The sequence below is a fragment of the Nostoc cf. commune SO-36 genome (assembly GCF_023734775.1).
GTDB lineage: Bacteria > Cyanobacteriota > Cyanobacteriia > Cyanobacteriales > Nostocaceae > Nostoc > Nostoc commune_A.
Map to the genome: position 1 here is coordinate 2,814,605 of NZ_AP025732.1, position 18,232 is coordinate 2,832,836.

At 40.9% G+C, this 18,232-nt stretch carries 15 protein-coding genes and 2 pseudogenes; 6 read left to right on the forward strand and 11 right to left on the reverse strand.

What is annotated here, in order from left to right:
* Position 1: 1 nt before the first annotated feature.
* The 6 genes from ANSO36C_RS12415 to sufB form a co-directional block, all read right to left on the reverse strand.
* On the reverse strand, positions 2-634 hold the full coding sequence (locus ANSO36C_RS12415; RefSeq protein WP_251959776.1) for a Uma2 family endonuclease: 633 nt from the start codon (positions 632-634) through the stop codon (positions 2-4).
* A gap of 111 nt (positions 635-745) precedes the next feature.
* Positions 746-1,354 carry a hypothetical protein gene (locus tag ANSO36C_RS12420; RefSeq protein ID WP_251959777.1) on the reverse strand — a complete coding sequence of 203 codons (609 nt, stop codon included), beginning with the start codon at positions 1,352-1,354 and terminating at the stop codon, positions 746-748.
* 103 nt (positions 1,355-1,457) lie between these two features.
* Positions 1,458-2,720 carry a cysteine desulfurase gene (locus ANSO36C_RS12425; protein WP_251959778.1) on the reverse strand — a complete coding sequence of 421 codons (1,263 nt, stop codon included), beginning with the start codon at positions 2,718-2,720 and terminating at the stop codon, positions 1,458-1,460.
* Positions 2,721-2,752: 32 nt separating this feature from the next.
* Positions 2,753-4,123, reverse strand: coding sequence for a Fe-S cluster assembly protein SufD (sufD, locus tag ANSO36C_RS12430; RefSeq protein WP_251959779.1), 1,371 nt, complete (start codon positions 4,121-4,123; stop codon positions 2,753-2,755).
* On the reverse strand, positions 4,123-4,911 hold the full coding sequence (sufC, locus tag ANSO36C_RS12435; RefSeq protein ID WP_251959780.1) for a Fe-S cluster assembly ATPase SufC: 789 nt from the start codon (positions 4,909-4,911) through the stop codon (positions 4,123-4,125). Before sufC ends, sufD begins: the two co-directional genes overlap by 1 nt.
* A 98-nt stretch (positions 4,912-5,009) precedes the next feature.
* The gene (gene sufB, locus ANSO36C_RS12440) at positions 5,010-6,449 is read right to left on the reverse strand and encodes a Fe-S cluster assembly protein SufB (protein ID WP_193945658.1); all 1,440 of its coding nucleotides are present in this window, start codon (positions 6,447-6,449) and stop codon (positions 5,010-5,012) included.
* A gap of 250 nt (positions 6,450-6,699) precedes the next feature.
* On the opposite strand from sufB, the gene sufR reads away from it, so the two are divergent.
* Together sufR and ANSO36C_RS12450 are read left to right on the forward strand one after the other, a co-directional pair.
* On the forward strand, positions 6,700-7,383 hold the full coding sequence (gene sufR, locus ANSO36C_RS12445; RefSeq protein ID WP_251959781.1) for an iron-sulfur cluster biosynthesis transcriptional regulator SufR: 684 nt from the start codon (positions 6,700-6,702) through the stop codon (positions 7,381-7,383).
* Between the two features lie 54 nt (positions 7,384-7,437).
* On the forward strand, positions 7,438-7,698 hold the full coding sequence (locus ANSO36C_RS12450) for a hypothetical protein (protein WP_229470514.1): 261 nt from the start codon (positions 7,438-7,440) through the stop codon (positions 7,696-7,698).
* Between the two features lie 362 nt (positions 7,699-8,060).
* Here ANSO36C_RS12450 and ANSO36C_RS12455 read toward each other — a convergent pair whose 3' ends face one another.
* Positions 8,061-8,693: a hypothetical protein gene (locus tag ANSO36C_RS12455; protein ID WP_251959782.1), complete on the reverse strand. Its 633-nt coding sequence runs from the start codon at positions 8,691-8,693 to the stop codon at positions 8,061-8,063.
* A 336-nt stretch (positions 8,694-9,029) separates the two neighbouring features.
* Entirely contained in the window at positions 9,030-9,356 is a 327-nt protein-coding gene (locus tag ANSO36C_RS12460; RefSeq protein ID WP_094327544.1) for a YbjQ family protein, read from the reverse strand.
* Positions 9,357-10,020: 664 nt separating this feature from the next.
* On the opposite strand from ANSO36C_RS12460, the pseudogene ANSO36C_RS12465 reads away from it, so the two are divergent.
* Positions 10,021-10,700, forward strand: a pseudogene (locus ANSO36C_RS12465) (tetratricopeptide repeat protein).
* A gap of 2 nt (positions 10,701-10,702) precedes the next feature.
* Here ANSO36C_RS12465 and ANSO36C_RS12470 read toward each other — a convergent pair.
* A pseudogene (locus ANSO36C_RS12470) lies at positions 10,703-11,606 on the reverse strand (ABC transporter ATP-binding protein).
* A gap of 258 nt (positions 11,607-11,864) precedes the next feature.
* Here ANSO36C_RS12470 and ANSO36C_RS12475 point away from each other — a divergent pair.
* Together ANSO36C_RS12475 and ANSO36C_RS12480 are read left to right on the forward strand one after the other, a co-directional pair.
* A complete protein-coding gene (locus tag ANSO36C_RS12475) occupies positions 11,865-13,466 on the forward strand; it encodes an alkaline phosphatase D family protein (RefSeq protein WP_251959783.1) in 1,602 nt (533 codons plus the stop codon).
* A 171-nt stretch (positions 13,467-13,637) separates the two neighbouring features.
* Positions 13,638-13,877 carry a hypothetical protein gene (locus tag ANSO36C_RS12480; protein ID WP_251959784.1) on the forward strand — a complete coding sequence of 80 codons (240 nt, stop codon included), beginning with the start codon at positions 13,638-13,640 and terminating at the stop codon, positions 13,875-13,877.
* A gap of 164 nt (positions 13,878-14,041) precedes the next feature.
* On the opposite strand, the gene ANSO36C_RS12485 is transcribed toward ANSO36C_RS12480, so the two are convergent.
* A complete protein-coding gene (locus tag ANSO36C_RS12485) occupies positions 14,042-15,067 on the reverse strand; it encodes an ABC transporter permease (protein WP_251959785.1) in 1,026 nt (341 codons plus the stop codon).
* 150 nt (positions 15,068-15,217) lie between these two features.
* Positions 15,218-16,870, reverse strand: coding sequence for an ABC transporter substrate-binding protein (locus ANSO36C_RS12490; RefSeq protein ID WP_251959786.1), 1,653 nt, complete (start codon positions 16,868-16,870; stop codon positions 15,218-15,220).
* A gap of 758 nt (positions 16,871-17,628) precedes the next feature.
* Between ANSO36C_RS12490 and ANSO36C_RS12495 the strand changes: the two genes are divergently transcribed.
* On the forward strand, positions 17,629-17,952 hold the full coding sequence (locus tag ANSO36C_RS12495) for a hypothetical protein (RefSeq protein ID WP_251959787.1): 324 nt from the start codon (positions 17,629-17,631) through the stop codon (positions 17,950-17,952).
* Positions 17,953-18,232 lie beyond the last annotated feature (280 nt).

The window sequence follows — 18,232 nt, forward strand, 5'->3', positions numbered from 1 at the left end:
TTTAAGCTATCTTTCCACGCACCCAAGCGCTGAAGGATTGCACCAGATCAATTTCATCCATAGTTTTACTTTGCTGAATAAATCTATTCATATCAATAACAGAAATTAAAGGAAAAGCTATACTCAACTTAATCTCAATATATTCGCTTTCTATTAGTTGATAAAATTTTAAAACTTCGCCGTCATATCTCCATAATTCTGCTACACCTAAAGCCGCATAAATATTAAGCTTATTAACAGAACTGCTAGTAATATCAATTTCAACTGCTAAATCCGGTGCTGGGTCTGTTTTTAAATCTAATTCTTGCTTACCTCTAATTGCTGGCTCATTTTGAATATAATAGCAAGTATCGGGTTCTATTCCCTTTGTTATTGTTTTACGTTTTAATGTTGTAGAACCAGCACTTCTAATTTTAGTTTCTAATCCCACTGCTAAAGCGAATATCAATCGGTCAAACTGAATTTTAGGATTTTCGTGTTCAAAAAGTGGAGTCATGATTTCTAAAACACCGCAGTCGTAAGCAAACCTTGAGCCTCTGTCCTCACCTGTATCTCTCAGCAAGGCTTCAAAGGTTTCCCAGCTAACGTTGTGTAAGACTGTTCTTTGTTCCGCAGGCGTTGACTTGACAAGCATATTAAAATAATTCGTAATGGGCTTCGCCCCGCTTCGCTAACGTAATTCGTAATTAAGATTTCTAACGGGATTTAGACGCTACCACAAAACTTGTTAAATCTCCAGAATTAGTTAAAATACTTCTTCTGTCAGGATGTTAGATAAAATCCCGATAATTTTACCTATGTTATTAATATAATATTCGCTCAAGTCGATTTCAATCACTTGTCCAATAAGTTTTAAAAACTTCCAGCTAGTTCCCGTGGTGACAGTTCCATAAATTGCCTGAATGTTATTACCCTCACGTTCATTAAACAATTTAGCTGCTAACATCTCTGCTACACACTGACCTAATCCTGCATTGATATTTTCTTTCTTAGCTTCTACAATTGTGACAACTGGTGCGTTCAGAATTAGTAACTCTGGTGAACGGCTAATAATAAAATCGCAATTTCCATTTAAACCTTGTGCTGAATCAACAGTAAAGTCGATACCAGAAAATAAACTTATTTGATTATTTAAATATTTTCTTACAGCAATTAAAATAGGTGCAATAATCATCTCTGAACGGGATTTTTCAGTATTACTAGCAAGAGCCAAAGGTATATTTTCGCGCAATACTTCTGCAAGTAATGGTGGACAGTCTACTTCATGTACAGATGTAAATATATCAATTTTATCAGAAATAGTTAAACCAAAGTTTTTTCTAACTCTATCTAAAGTAAAGTCACTGTATGACACTTTAGTTTCTCCTGTAAAGAATCCAGATAATTAAATTGTGCCAAATATTAGCAAGATATGTTGCTGATATTTGGCACAATTAGTATCTGAATATTTTGTAACTTTAAGCAAGGAAACCTGCAAAGAAGTCGAGAGTTTCTTTCAGTGCTTTGATGAAAATATCAATTTCCTCGCGGGTGTTGTAGAAAGATAGACTTGCTCGTGCGGTTGCAGCAAGACCTAAGTAACGGTGTAATGGTTGTGTGCAGTGGTGTCCAGAACGGATAGCAACGCCTTCTTGATCTAATAATGTAGATAAGTCATTGGCGTGGACTTCTCCGGCTGTGAAGGACGCAAGAGCAGCTCTACCTTCCCCTTTTGCATTTGGTTTGGGGCCGTAAATTCTAATTTGGGGAATTTGCTCTAATTGTTGGAACAAATAAGCTGTTAATTCTGCTTCGTAGGCGTGGATTTTATCCATGCCGATACTGCTAAGATAATCTATCGCAGCACCAAGTGCGATCGCTTCTCCAATTGCAGGTGTACCAGCTTCAAATTTATGCGGTAATTCTGCATAAGTAGAATGGTCTAAATACACCTCTGCAATCATCTCGCCACCGCCAAAAAATGGTGGCATTGATTCTAATAATTCCAACTTGCCATATAGAAATCCTATGCCAGTTGGCGCACACATTTTATGTCCCGAAGCTACCAACCAATCACAATCTATTTTCTGAACATCGACAGGGTAGTGAGGAACACTTTGACAAGCATCAACTAAGAATTTAGCACCGTAGCTGTGTGCGAGCGCACCAATTTCTTCTACTGGGTTAATACAACCCAAAGTATTGGAAATATGTACCACTGACACCAGCTTAGTTTTCTCAGAAATCAGCTTTTTAAACTGTTCTAAATCAAAAGTTTCTTCTGGTGTTAATTCTACAAATTTCAGTACTGCACCCGTTTTTTGTGCAATCAATTGCCAAGGTACAATATTACTGTGGTGTTCCATCACCGAGAGAATAATTTCATCACCCGGCTGCAAATTATTCATTCCCCAGCTATAAGCGACTAGGTTAATTGCCTCACTTGCGTTGCGGGTGTAGACGATTTCCTGACGCGATGCAGCATTGATGAATTTGGCAACTTTATCTCTAGCACCTTCATAAGCATCAGTAGCTTTAGCACTCAGAGAATGGGCACCTCGATGCACGTTAGCATTATATTGCTCGTAATAATCCCGCAGGGCATTTAATACAAACAAAGGCTTTTGCGATGTCGCAGCATTATCGAGATAAACCAGGGGTTTCTCATTGACTTCCTGATGCAATATCGGGAAGTCAGCACGAACTTTATCAGCAAGGGTTTTGGTAGGAGTGAAAGTCATTGGTAGATTAGTTATTTGTCATTTGTCATTCGTCATTCGTCGTTCGTCAGAGATTTAAGATTATTGACTGTGTTTAATAGGATTTCTCGGAGAGATGGAACTGGTATTTTGTTGATGACTTCAGCAGCAAAGGCGTTAATTAATAACTTCCGAGCATCGTTTTCATCAATTCCCCTACTTTGCAGATAAAATATTTCGTCATCTTCCAATTGGCTAACAGTAGCACCGTGAGCGCATTTGACATTATCGGCTGTAATTTCTAATTGGGGTTTGGTATCAACTCTGGCTTTCGATGATAGCAGCAAATTCCGATTCAATTGGGTTGCATTTGTCAACTGCGCTCGTTTGGGGACAAAAACTTTACCGTTGAAGACTGCGTGAGCGCGATCGCCTACAATACATTTATGCAATTGGTCACTTGTACCGTGAGGATAATTGAGTGCGATCGCACTGTGAGTATCAGACAACTGCTTACCAGAGATTATCGTCAAACCATTGAGAGTAGTTTGGGTTTGCTCACCAGTTTGCAAAATCTCCAAATTGTGCCGCGACAACTTCGCACCTAAAGTTATGGCATGACAAGTATATCGGCTATCACGAGCCTGTGCGATCGCAGTTTTTCCAATATGAAAAGCCTCTGCACCTTCTGACTCAACCCTAGTGTGGCTCACTTGGGCATTGTCAGCAATCCAAATTTCCGTAACTGCATTGGTGAAATATACTGCCTCTTTCTCTGCACCTTGGCGGTTTGTATACTCTTCAATCAAATTCACCTGCGAACCACTTTCCGCCACCACTAAACAACGCGGCTGCGAAATTGTTGCAGTCTCTCCCGCAACCGAAATAAACGCCAGATGAATTGGTGTCTCAACTACCACATTCTTCTTCACCCACACCACGGCTGCATCAGTTATCCCAGCCGTATTGAGAGCAGTAAAAACTTCCTGCGCTCCTTCAGCTTGAGCTAAATACTGCTGTACACCTTCCTGCTCAACCGCAGATAAGCCAGCCAAATTACTCACCACAATTCCAGATGGCAAATCTGTAACTGCTGATAACTCCGGCGCATAAACGCCGTTGATAAATACTAAACGACTGTTAGCCGCTTCTGGCAAAATATCAAATTGCAAAGACGCGTCATTTCCAGTCTCTACACTAAATTGCACCTTTCGCAGAGACGACAAATCGGTAAATCGCCATTCTTCCTCGCGGGTAGTCGGGATAGTTGAGTGGCGTACCCAATTAGCAGCACTTTGGGGTAATTCCTGTAACCAACCTTCTGTTTTGGGTGTAGTTACCTGATTTAACAATTCAGTTAGATAGGTATCTTTATCTAACAGAGTCGATGTCAAATTGACTAAATTCGAGTTGGGAATTGGACTAGGAGATACTTGAATACTCATTACACACCCACCTCAGCTGCAAATTCTTCCAGCACCCAGTCATAACCGCGAGACTCTAACTTCAATGCCAGTTCTTTACCGCCACTCGTAATAATCCGCCCCTGTGCCATCACATGCACAAAATCAGGCACAATATAATCAAGTAATCGTTGGTAATGAGTAATCAAAATTGTGGCATTTTCTGGACTTGCCAGTTGATTTACCCCATTTGCCACAATTCGGAGTGCGTCAATATCCAAACCCGAATCAGTTTCATCCAAAATCCCTAACTTTGGTTCCAGCAGCGCCATTTGCAGAATTTCATTCCGCTTCTTCTCGCCACCAGAAAACCCTTCATTCAAACTCCGACTGAGAAAACTGGGATTCATCTTCACTACATCCAGCTTTTCCTCAATCAAATCGTCAAAATCAAAAGCGTCTATTTCTTCTAAACCTTGCGCCTTGCGACGAGAATTGTACGCCACCCGCAAGAAATCCAAATTGCTCACACCGGGAATTTCTAACGGATACTGAAACGCCAAAAATACACCACTTCTAGCGCGTTCCTCCGGTTCCAATTCCAGGAGATTTTGTCCTTGGAAAATCACCTCACCGCCAGTTACCTCATACGCCGGATGTCCAGCCAACACCTTAGAAAAGGTACTCTTACCAGAACCATTCGGCCCCATAATCGCATGAATTTCACCCGATCGCACCTCCAGATTGACACCCTTAAGAATCGGTGTCCCATCAACATTAGCCGTCAGATTTCGTACTGACAGCACAACTTCACTATTTTCAATAATCATCTTCTCTCCCTTCTCTGCGCTCTTGGCGTCTTGGCGGTTCGTTATTCCAAAAGATAAACACAAAACGCCGATGTCCCTGTGTTTATCCTTGCTTGCATTTATCCAACACTGCCTTCCAACTTCAAACTCAACAACTTATCAGCTTCCACAGCAAACTCCATCGGTAGCTGATTGAAAACATCCTTACAGAAGCCGCTAATCATCATCGAAATAGCATCTTCCGAAGAAATACCCCGTTGAGCAAAGTAGAATAACTGATCTTCCCCAATCTTGGAAGTAGAAGCTTCATGCTCCACCTTCGCACCGTTATTTTGCACCTGAATATAAGGGAAAGTGTTGGCATGGGCATTATCCCCAATCAGCATTGAGTCACACTGAGAATAATTTCTCGCCCCTTTAGCCGTCGGGTTAACTTTCACCAAACCCCGGTAACTATTACTAGAATTACCTGCGGAGATTCCTTTAGAAATAATTGTACTGCGGGTATTCTTACCTACGTGAATCATCTTACTACCAGTATCAGCTTGCTGCTGATGATTTGTCAGCGCCACCGAGTAAAATTCACCCACAGAGTTATCACCCACCAACACACAGCTAGGATATTTCCAAGTAATTGCCGAACCTGTTTCTACTTGAGTCCAGGAAATCTTAGAATTTACGCCCTGACACAAACCGCGCTTGGTGACAAAGTTGTAAATACCGCCTTTACCGTTGGCATCTCCAGCGTACCAGTTTTGCACGGTGGAGTATTTAATTTCGGCGTTGTCAAGGGCGACGAGTTCCACAACGGCGGCGTGTAGCTGGTTGCTATCATACATCGGTGCAGTGCAACCTTCGAGGTAAGAAACATAACTACCTTCTTCGGCGACAATCAAAGTGCGCTCAAATTGTCCCGTGTCACCAGAGTTGATGCGGAAGTAGGTAGACAGTTCCATTGGGCATTTTACGCCTTTAGGAATATAGACAAAGGAACCATCGCTAAATACGGCGGCGTTCAAGGCGGCAAAATAATTGTCAGCTATAGGAACAACGCTACCCAAGTATTTTTTGATTAGTTCTGGGTGTTCTTGCAACGCTTCCGAAAACGAACAGAAAATAACGCCATCTTCCGCTAGCTTTTCTTTAAATGTAGTGGCGACAGATACGCTATCAAAAATTGCATCAACGGCGACATTTGCCAGTCGCTTCTGTTCAGATAGGGAAATGCCTAACTTTTCAAAGGTTTCTAAAAGGGTTGGATCAACTTCATCCAAGCTGTTTAGTTTTTCTTTCTTACGTTTCGGCGCTGAGTAGTAAATGATATCCTGATAATTTATTGGCGGGTACTTGACATTCGGCCAAGTTGGTTCCGTCATTTTTTGCCACTGGCGATAAGCTCTGAGACGAAAGTCCAGCATGAACTGTGGCTCGTTCTTCTTAGAGGAGATCAAGCGGATAACGTCCTCGTCTAGTCCACGCGGTATGGTGTCGGACTCAATGTCTGTGACAAAGCCGTACTTGTAGGGTTGGTTGACTAAGGTTTTGACAGTGGCACTCATCAGTAATAATCTCTTGTGTTCGGAACTTGAATCTCTCTATAGGGATGGGAGACTGGGTTTGTTTAGCCGATTCCCATATACCGTTACGGAATGGTTACACGGCTGCTAGAATAGTGGTGGAGAGTAAAACAACAGCTATGTTGTTTAATCTATCTTCATTTTACGCTAAATTAACAACAACAATGTTGTCAAAGTCAAATTTTCCAAAAAATTTTTGTGATGTTCGCTGAACGTCTCGCACCACATGAAGATGGCGACTACCCACCAGTCCTCAACCAAGCAAGATATCCTTGAGTATCTGCACAAACACGAAAAAGCAACGGCTTTGGAGCTAGCTGAAGTTTTAGACGTTACCCCCCAAGCTATTCGTCGCCATCTCAAAGATTTGGAGACGGAGGAGCTAGTTTTGTATTCGACATCAGTGCAGGCGGCGGGGACGGGGCGGCCGCAGCATCTTTATGAACTGAGTCGTCAGGGACGCGATCGCTTGCATCGAACAATGAGCGATCGCTTTGGTGATGCAAGCGGAAATTTTGCGGTTTCGTTGCTAGATACCTTAGCCGAAACGGTAGGACACGATCAATTTAAATCGATTTTAGAGAAACAGTGGCAGCGCAAAGCCAAAGAATACCGCGATCGCGTCGGTAACGGTTCACTGCGAGAACGTGTAGCCAATTTAGTAGAGTTGAGAAAAGCGGAAGGCTTCATGGCAGAGTATCACGCTGTTGATGTAAATGACTGCTTTGAGAGCGATCGCTTTATATTAATGGAGCATAACTGTGCCATTTCCAACGTTGCCGAGTCTTTTCCTAGTATCTGCGGTCACGAATTAGAAATGTTTGCAGCCGTCTTACCAGATTGTATCGTAGAACGCACCCACTGGATTATTGATGGCGAACACCGTTGTGGCTATTTAGTACAAATTCGTCATTAGTCATTTAGTCATTTTTTCAAGAAGCAATGCCCAACTAAGTTTGAGATACCATTTATGGACGTACCGCCTCAGCAACCATCAACACAATTTTTAACCCTGGAAGAGTCAGCAAAAGTAGACGCGGCGTTGTTGTCTTCCCCAGAAAAGTTTTTAACAAGATTGACAATTTCATCACTGAAGCTTTTGAAACATATTGCCCAAGAGTACGGCGTTGCTATTGAAGATTTGACAGCACAGCAAGTAATTGCCTGGTTTGAAAAAGATGGCAAAATTCGACGTGAACAGGGCATTGAAGGTTCATACCTGAAATGGTGATCTGCGGTAGTAAAGTTTTCGTTGCATTTACTTGTAAAAAACAACCATACAAAATATTACGCTTTTAAAAGCAGAAATATTTCTTAGAAACGCGATAGTAAGATGCCGTCGTTGAGTTCAGTCTAATATTCGTAGTAGAGAGACAGAATATTACATCTCTACAGGTTTAAAATCAATACCAAAAATCCTTAAATCAACCGTATTGGAGCGATAACCTTTTAAGTACGCGACAATGAGTCTGTTAAATTTTACCAATTGCAGAAGGAATTGGACGCCACAAAATCTTAAATAATAAATAAAAAGCACCTTTTTTAAGGTGCTTTTATTTGAAATAAATAACATTTGATTTTTCAAATAATTATTTAAGCATTGTAATTATTAGCACGAGGACTACGAGCGCCAGTTACGGCTCCAATCATTGCGGCTATTAAACCCAATAAGGAACCAAATACAAACCACCACAACCCTGAACGTAAATTAGCTGCTGCATCACGAGTTTGTTGGGCACTGATGTTTGCTTGTGGTACATTAACACCACCTTGCTGTTGTACCTGGTTTATAACTTCCCCAGCGTTAGAAGCAGCAACACCAAAAGCACCAGATACTCCGTTTGCTAACAGCCATGAGCTAACTGCCAAAGTCGTTGCCCAAAGAATTGCGCCGTTAAGAAGAGCTGTATTGCGGTTCATCGGCCCACAAGCACGGGCTGCAACCCAACCACCAGTAAATAGAGAAATTAGTAAAGCGATAGTTGACCAAAGCCCGGCATTACCCGCAGCGTCAGGGGCAATTGTTCTGGGTGCACCTGAACCTTCAACTGTGCCTGCCGCAAAAGCACCAATTATAGCGCTCAAAATTAATTGAGTAGCTAAAGCAACCAACAAACCAGAAATAATTGGCCCCCAGCGAACAAGATCATGATACTCAGCTACTCGTCCTGTTACCACAGGCTCAGTAGCAATACCTTCATTACCTGTCCGATTTACGTATGACATAACTTATCTTCTCCAGTGCTGTTCCAGCAAAGCTTATCTCAGGCATATTCATGTTTATGCTTAAGATTAAATAACTAAATCGTCTGTTTTTATATCTATCAATAGAAAGAGTTAATAGGTATATCTTTAGTGAGAAAAAGCAGATTTATTTAAAAAGTTTTAATATAATTTAGTATTTATTAACTCTATGAATAATTATTTCATAGAATCAAATTTAACTACTAAAGTTTTTAAATAAAAATACAACTAATTCTAAGAAACCAATTTTAGTTACGTAGGCAATTAAACTTAAGACACAACTTTATAAAAATTGTCAAAAGTAAGGATAATCAAAAATTAACGCATCCTCACAGCAGTGCCTGTGGCAGTAATCAGCAAAAGAACTCCTGACTGGTCAAGATTGATTGTGCCAGTATCAATTTCAATCCCGATTACAGCATTTGCTCCTAAACGTTGTGCCCGTTGCTCTAATTCTTCTAATGCCTTGCGTTGACCCTGCTCAAATAGACGCTCATAGCTAGCAGTGCGTCCACCGATAATATCTCGAATACCAGCCAAAAAATCCCGCAAGAAATTACTGCCGTAAACTACTTCTGCTGTCACAATACCTAAATATGACTCAATAACTGCTCCTTGAATTACATCAGTGGTAGTTATAATCATAAATTAACCTCTTAGATAGGATATAGATTGATATTTATTATTATTCAAATTTTTATCAAAATATTTTAAAATTTGTAACTTTAATTACAGAATACAGTTTTGATAAATATCACATAACACAATTTTAGATTATGCTTTAAGCTTTAGTATTATCCTCAATAGAAGCCATGACTTAAAGGAACATTTTACTAATTAAATTTATCTTACAGTGTAATGACCACAAAAGGGTATGAACGCCGGGATGATGACTTCTAAAAAGGTAATGTCAAAGACGAAAAATGTGATAGAAATTGGATACATAGTCAGCAAATTATTAAATTAAATAAAAAATAGGAATGAATGCCAAACTCTACATGCTTGGTCTATCAAGGTTTAGGGTGAAGTCAAATGTATGTTTAAGTTTTCCGATTAATACGTATAACTACTGACTAAAAAAGTGTAATTTTGGGATTATACCTATTGATATGTCGGGTAAATTCATCTGAGTCTTGATAGCTGATACTTCATTATTCAGTAAAAACTCTGTTATACCGTATTGATTATAAAGGAAAGGTAGATGAACTATTCACATCTTAATTAATACGAATAAATACAGTTTTCAAAAGTCCATATTTTTGTTTTAATGTACAAGAAAAAAGTTCTCTAAAATTTCAGGAAATTTACTGTGTACAAACCAACATCATTCGTGTTTAGTGTGGTGTTACTAGGATATTTTGCCTTCACCATACCTTCAGTGGCTCAGGCTGAAGTATTAGTGGCGCAAGCCAAAAACCCGCAGTTAAAGCAATTGCTAGAGGAAGGTCGGAGGTTAGTGGATACGGGCGATTATGGTGGTGCGATCGCAGTTTATCAGCAAGCAGCTAGGTTAGCTCCCAAAAATGCTAAAATTCACTCAGGTATTGGGTATTTATATGCTCAACAGGGAAATTACCAGGCGGCATTAACAGCTTATCGTCGTGCGATCGCAATTAACCCTAACAATAGTGATTTTTATTACGCCGTGGGTTACATCAAAGCGAATTTGGGCGACACACCTGGGGCAAAGGAAGGCTACCGTCGTGCGATACAGCTGAATCGTAACAATGTTAACGCCTATTTAGGATTGCTGTAACGCAATCGCGTATGGGAGACTATACTGCTGCTACCTGGGCATATCAACAAGCAATCGACTTGGATAAGAACAATGCTCAAACTTATGAGTTAATGGGTTCGATGTATAAACAGCGACGACAAGCCAAACAAGCTAACAGCTTGCTTCAGAAAGCCCGTGACTTGTATAAGCGGCGCAATGACTCAGATGGTGTCAACAGAGTAGAAGCCATGCTGCGACAGTTAGGAGGATGAAGTTAATCTAACTGGCGTCCCGTTAATTCCACAAAAATATCTTCCAGGTTAGAGGGACGCACCATCATTCCGGTTTTATCGGGCTGCTTCATTCAAGTAGATATTTGCTGCTTCTAATGATGGAAAAAACAGATATTCCCAACTCCGAGCGCCATCACTTCCCACATCAGACACACCCAATTGTTTCATCACCAAACCTTCACCGTGAGCAGAACGCAGCTGTTGTAAAGTTCCCAAAGAAATCAGCTTTCCGCTATCCATAATACCGATGCGTCCCGGCTTGGTGGAGCCAAAGGCATCGCACAAAAATTCGACCTCATCCATATAATGGGTCGTTAGTAACATCGTCATCCCCTGTTTATTCAAATCTCGAATAATTTCCCAGAGGCGTCGCCTGGTTTGGGGGTCTAGTCCTACCGTTGGTTCATCCAAAAACAAAATTTGCGGTTGATGTAATAAAGCTCTCGCAATCTGCAACCGTCGTTTCATACCCCCAGACAGGGTTTTTACCAAATCATCACGTTTTTCTGATAGCTCAACATACTCTAGCCATTGATTAATCAGTCTTTGTCGCTGCGGGTTGCTAATGTGATGTAGTCTCCCGTGCAGTTCCATATTTTCCCAGACGGTTAAATCGTTATCTACACTGACTTGCTGCAAGACTACACCAATACTCTGTTTTGCTAACGTTCGTTGGCGCATCACATCATATCCACCTACCTCTATCCGTCCTTGAGATGGTTTCGTGAGTGTAGTTAGCATCCGAATCGTGGTTGATTTACCCGCACCGTTTGGGCCAAGTAGAGCAAATATTTCCCCCGCTTCAATGTTGAATGACAGGTCATTGACTACAGGTACATTGTTATAAAACTTGTAGACGTTTTCTAGAAAGACAGCAGCAGTCACGTCGCTTTGCTCCGAATTAAAAATTAAAAATTAAAAATTAACAAGCTCATAAATAAATTTAGTTGCTCTGTATCCTTTTCTGTTCGGTCATGGATAAATTTGCTCACACCAGTTCATAATCAAGACTACCATTCTGATTACATCAAACTAAATATATTTTATTAACCCTTAGATAACTCAATCTTTACTTGTTGACATAACAAGGTGTGGTAAACACTTATCCTGTAATCCTTTAGTTTAAGGTTGCTGTTATTTAGTATGGAATCTCATCACCCATCGAAGCTAAACCGTCGTCAGTTTTTGCTACGTTCAGCTATCACTGCTGGTGGAATTATTTCCACAAACTTTGTAGCTAAATCACCAGTTTTTGGCGAAGCGCCTGCAATTATTACCTCTGATAAAATGCGTCCTAGCATACCTTATGGTGTAGCTAGCGGAGATATATCTAACAATAGCATTGTCATTTGGAGTCGGAGCGATCGCCCTGCAAAAATGATCGTAGAATATTCTACCAGTGAATCTTTCCGTAATGTGCAGCGAGTTGTGGGGCCTAATGCTTTAAAAAATAGCGACTTTACAGCACGGCTTTATCTGGAAAATCTACCACCAGACCAAAAATTATTTTATCGGGTAATTTTTCAAGACTTAGATTATCAAGGCACTTACAGCGCCGCTTCTTATGGTAGTTTCCGAACTCCCCCCAAATCTGGACGAGATATATTCTTTGTTTGGGGTGGTGATACCGCCGGTCAAGGATGGGGTATTAATCCTGATTTTGGTGGGATGAAAATTTACGAAACTATGCGCCAACTTAATCCCGATTTCTTTATTCATTCTGGCGATAATATTTATGCTGATGGCCCCCTTCAATCAGAAGTCAGGCTAGACGACGGCACTATCTGGAAAAACATTACCACACCAGAAAAATCAAAAGTAGCAGAAACTCTCACAGAATTTCGTGGCAACTACATATACAATTTGCTGGATGAAAACATCAAGCGTTTCAACGCTGAAGTTCCCATTTTGGCACAGTGGGACGACCACGAAACCACTAATAATTGGTATCCTGGTGAATTTCTTTTAAGCGATGACCGTTATACAGTCAAAGATGTTAACTTGCTAGCCGAAAGAGCAAGACAAGCATTTTTAGAATATTTACCTATTGGATATCCAAACAATAATCCAGACAAAGCGAAAATTTATCGCTCCTTTAAGCATGGGCTATTATTAGACATTTTCATGCTTGATGAGCGCACCTACCGGGGGCCAAATACCCCCAATAATCAACCAGTACCAAGTAAAGAAACAGATTTTTTGAGTAGAAAACAATTGCAATGGTTGAAAAGACAATTGTTGTCATCAAAAGCAACATGGAAAGTGATTGCTAGTGATATGCCTTTGGGGTTGATAGTTCGAGACGGTAGCACCGATTTTGAAGCTTGGGCGAATGGAGACGGCCCGCCTTTAGGAAGAGAACTAGAACTTGCCGATTTATTACGATTTATCAAAAACAAAAATATCCAGAATGTTGTTTGGTTAACGGCTGATGTACATTATGCAGCAGCCCATTATTACGACCCCGCCAAAGCGCAGTTTACCGACTTCAAGCCTTTTTGGGAGTTTGTCGCCGGGCCTCTTAACTCTGGTACATTTGGGCCAAATCAATTAGAAAATACCTTTGGGCCACAATTAGTATTTCAAAGCCTTCCCCCAGGTACAAAAGCAAATCGACCCCCAAGTGAAGGTTTGCAATTCTTTGGAGGTGTCAAAATTGATGCTTATACAAAGGTGATGACGGTAACATTGCGTAACTTGGCAGGAGAAATTGTTTACAGTTTAGATTTACCGCCAGAAGCATAAATCTAGACTGTAAAAATAGGGGCGTACAGCTGTCATTGGTGTCAACTTAAGCTTAAACGCTTATCCCATATACGTTTTACCCCACTTGTCAAGGGGGGGGGAACAAGAAATCTAGTTCCCTCCCCTTTATAAGCTATGGTGTACACACAAGTTTCTTGACCTGTACCTTTAATGCATCGACTTGTACCTTTAATGCATCGACCTGTACCTTTGATGCATCGACCTGCACCTTTGATGCATCGACCTGCACCTTTGTTGCATCGACCTGCACCTTTGTTGCATCGACCTGCACGTTTAATGCATCGACCCGCACCTTTAATGCATCGACCTGCACCTTTGATGCATCGACCCGTACGTTTAATGCATCGATCTGCAAAAATTAACCTTCCCTACGTTACGCAACAACTCTAAAAGACTTGTGTGTACACCGTAGCCTTTATAAGGGGAGGGTTAGGGTGGGGTAACGCAGATCGTGATCGGAAGCCAGAGAACTGAATATCACGTTTTGCTACCTTAAGTTGACACCAATGCACAGCTGTACGCCCCTACTATTGGAAGTCTCTAATAACTTTTTGCTAATACCGAATTCGAGGATCTACATAAGCATTTAAAATATCAATCAAAATGCTGGCACTGACAACGATCGCACCAAAAAAGACTAGTACTCCCTGAACTGTGGGATAATCGCGATCAGCGATCGCTTGATACAGTCGATTCGCTAACCCAGGCCAAGAAAATGTCACCTCTGTCAAAATCGCCCCACCCAACAGAGACGCAAAGGTTAATCCCAACACTGTAATTACTGGAATTAGGGCATTTTTTAAAGCATGGGAGGCTAAAATTTTATTTTCACCAATACCTCTAGCTCTCGCGGCTTCTACATAATCTGCTTGCAAAGTTTGCTTTAAATTAACTCGCACAATTCGCTCAAAAATCCCACTGAGCAAAATTCCCAAAGTGAGACTCGGTAGGGCAAGGTGGTGCAAAGATGTGAAAAACTGGGTGAAGTTTCCACCGAGTAAGCTGTCAATTGTATACAATCCAGTCACAAGAGTGGGAGCCGGTAGATTGGGCGGAAAGCGATTGGAATTAGGAAACCAACCCAATTGCACTGAGAAAATCAACTGCAAAAGCATTCCCGCCCAAAACATTGGGAGTGCGTAGGTGATGATCCCAAATAAGCGCCCACCGACATCAAAATATGTCCCAGGGCGGGAAGCTGAGAGAGTCCCAACGGCGATGCCGACGATGAGGGCAACGGCCATGCTACATACCGCTAACTCTACCGTTGCCGGGAAATATTGCCCAATTATGTCCCAAACATTCTGTCCGCGACTCATTAAAGAGGTTCCCAAGTCAAAACGCAGTATGCTTCCCAAATAATTGAGGTACTGTAGCCACAGGGGAAGATTTAAACCAAGTTGTTTTCGCAATTCTTCTTTAGCAGCTTCTGGCGCACGTCCACCGAGAATTGCATCTGCCGGATCTCCTGGTGTTGCTCTTAGTAAGAGAAATACAATGGTGATGATAGTTAATAGCTGAAGTGGCGCGAGAAGCAACCGAGAAACAATGTAATATTGTAAAGCTTTAGAACGAGACATAAGCAATTCAAAGTTTAAAATTAAAAATGCAGTTTTTGTAACTATCTTAGCTATTAACTACAAATATATTGAACATGAAAGGCTTTATTGAATAGTCAAAAGTCAATGATCAACAGTTGTTACTAATGACTAATGACTAATGACTAATGACTACTTTTTAATTGTCTGGTAAACCAGAATTTGGGTAGGGTTAAGTTGTACACTGCCAACACCATTTCGGGCAAATACATAGTCTTTGCTTTGCCATAATGGAACATAAGGAACATCAGTAGTTACTTGCGTTTGAATTTCTGCAAAAATTTTCTGACGCGCTTCGGGATTTAGTTCTTTGCGTTGCTGATCAATCAGTTTATTCATGGCTTCGCTATAGTAAAACGAACCCTGAGTTTGACTGGCTCCGTCTTCGCATCCTTTAGCAACTGAACCTTTATCACAAGTTAAAAACGGCTGGACATAATTATCTGGATCTAAAAAGTCTGGATACCAATCAAGTAAAGCTGCTGGATACAAACCCTTAGAAATGTCTTTAAAAAAGGCTGGCCCTTCCGCTTGGCTAACTTCAAATTGTAGTATTCCATCCATTTTGACATCGACAAGGGATTTGAGTGTCTGTGCTGCCAAACTACGAGTAGGTGAACTAGAAGGATACCAAACTTGCACTTTTGCGGGATTTTCTTTGGAGAAGCCAGCAGTAGTTAATAATTTTTTAGCTTGATCAAAGTTAGCATCGCCATATTTATCTTTGAATAATGGCACAGAAACATTAAATGTCGTGGGAATCATGCTATAAAGCGGATCTGCTTGACCAAGTAAAGCCCGTTCATTTAACAGGGGACGGTCAATTATTGATGCGATCGCTTGTCTTACCTCTAATTTATCTAAAGGTTGCTGATTCCGGTTCAATACTAGATAACTTACTACACTACCTTCAGCTGCGATCGCTTGCCAATCACCTTTTTTACCACCTTCTTCCAAGCTCCGATTTTGATCTGGCTGTAGCGATAGATAAGCTACATCGATTGCACCTGTACGGAAAGCATTAAACAAATTAACCGGACTAGTTTGAATTTGCAGGTTAACACCCTTGTTAACTGGTTTTTCTCCCCAATATTTATCAAACACATCAAATCGAATGGAATCAGTACCATACTGTCCTAATTTGTAAGGGCCAGTCCCCACAAAAATATTCGGCTTGAATTTACCAGCACCGAGTTCGTAAGCTTTTGGCGAAACTGCACACACCCCAGGAAACGCCAGCAGTGAGGGAAACGCTGCAAAGGGTTTTTTCAGCTTAAAGGTTAACTCATACTCGCTTGTAGGTTTTACCGAATCTACTATATCACCTAGTAAGAATGAAGGTTTTCCTTTGTTTTGAATAAAGCGGTTGATGGTAAACGCCATTGCTTGAGCGTTGAAGGGAGTACCATCGTGAAAAACTACTCCCTGACGTAAGGGGATGGTATAAGTTAAACCATCTTGACTGACTTTAGGTAATGCTGTCGCTAGCTGGGGCTTAATTTCGGTGCTTCCTGGTTCGTAATTGTAGAGGCGATCGCTCATATTAAACACCAAACCCAAGGATGCTAACTCATAAGCATCAGCCGGATCAAGGGTTCTGGGCTTTGCTGTCGTACCGATAGTAATACGACCATCACCTGTAGGGCTATTTACAGAACCGGATGGCGGAGTAGTTGACTGCGGACGAGGAGCGCAACTAACAACTAAAAATAAACATAGACAGAACAAAGATAGGAATTGTGTAATCCGACCCCACCGTTTCACGGACAAGGAAAACCAGGTCATGGCAATAATATTATTTTTGATGTCAGAGGTCAGCAATTTTACTACATTTGTGAGACTTATGCTGAATCTTCATAATTATGGTGGTTCTCAGTTCTCCTGAGAATTTAAACCTAAGTATATATGTATAAAAAACAGAATTTGTCCAGATAAATAAAAGAAAATTTATCCTACATTTCATTTAGACATCTGGTGAAAAAGAAATTTCGCATCTCTATAAAAGAACTCTTGTACAAATAGGACTAACGCAAAAACCCTCCCAAACTCTCATTCCTCCGTGTCCTCTGCGTCCTCTGTGGTTCGTTTTCCATTACCTATTGTTTAGTACTGAAAAATTTTTATTTAATTAAGATTTTCAACATGGACTAAATTTGTCGTAAATTCATAGTTAATAGGACTTACGCACTGTACAAACAAATTATCTTGTGTATTAACGTAAATAGGTCGTTTCAGGCTTTTCTAAACCACCCTTGGTTAGTTGCGATCGCAAAAAGATAGTTGAAAAATCTAGCTAAAAGCCTTGAAAAGCATAACTGTCATTTCGGCTTTTCTGTCAATGCGTAAGTCCTAGTTAATAGGTCTTAGCTTTGACCTTAGCCCAAGTAATATACATTAAAACTTTGCCTGTTGCTGCTTGGGTACAGATTTTATCGTAAAGCTCGGCTGGATTGTCAAAAAGAAGAGCATTTATACATCAGCGACTAAAGCGATCGCGATATCGTTAACAGCAGATTGAAAGTCTAACTAGTGAGACTAAGACCGTGAAGTATTTCTTTCTATCTGAAGGATGGGCAGTTGCGAGAGTCTGGGCATCTGATGGACTCTGGCAAATAACCGCATGGCGACGCCAACCAGATATTCAGCGAATGAATATTTGTATAGTCGAAAACGAATTGCTATGGCTTTATCGAGTTGAAGAAGCCGTTTTAACTGTGGAAGTAAAGCCAACAACACCAGTAATTGCCAGTCAGACCATCGGTCAAGTAGTACTCAAGCGTCTGATGAGCGCTGAACAGGTAATCGAACGCCTGGGTACGGCTGAGACAAAGTGTCAACTGCAAAATATCCAGTTGGTAGTTCAGTAGATAGCGGGCATGGGGCATGGGAGAGAATTTTTTTCCCTCCTCGCTCTTGCTGGAGCTTTTTCTGGTCAATGCCCAATTCCCAGTGCCCAATTCCCAATGCCCAATGCCCCACTCATAGTAAAGAAAAGATAAGCAAATTTAATCTGTGAAGGGGATTGGTAGCAAAAAAACTTGGATATGCTACGCGATCGCATCAATTTACACGCTTGCAAACAATTCCATCAATAGTTACACTTTTTAAAACATTCTCATTTTTGCTTGGTGATGGCTACCCTACAAG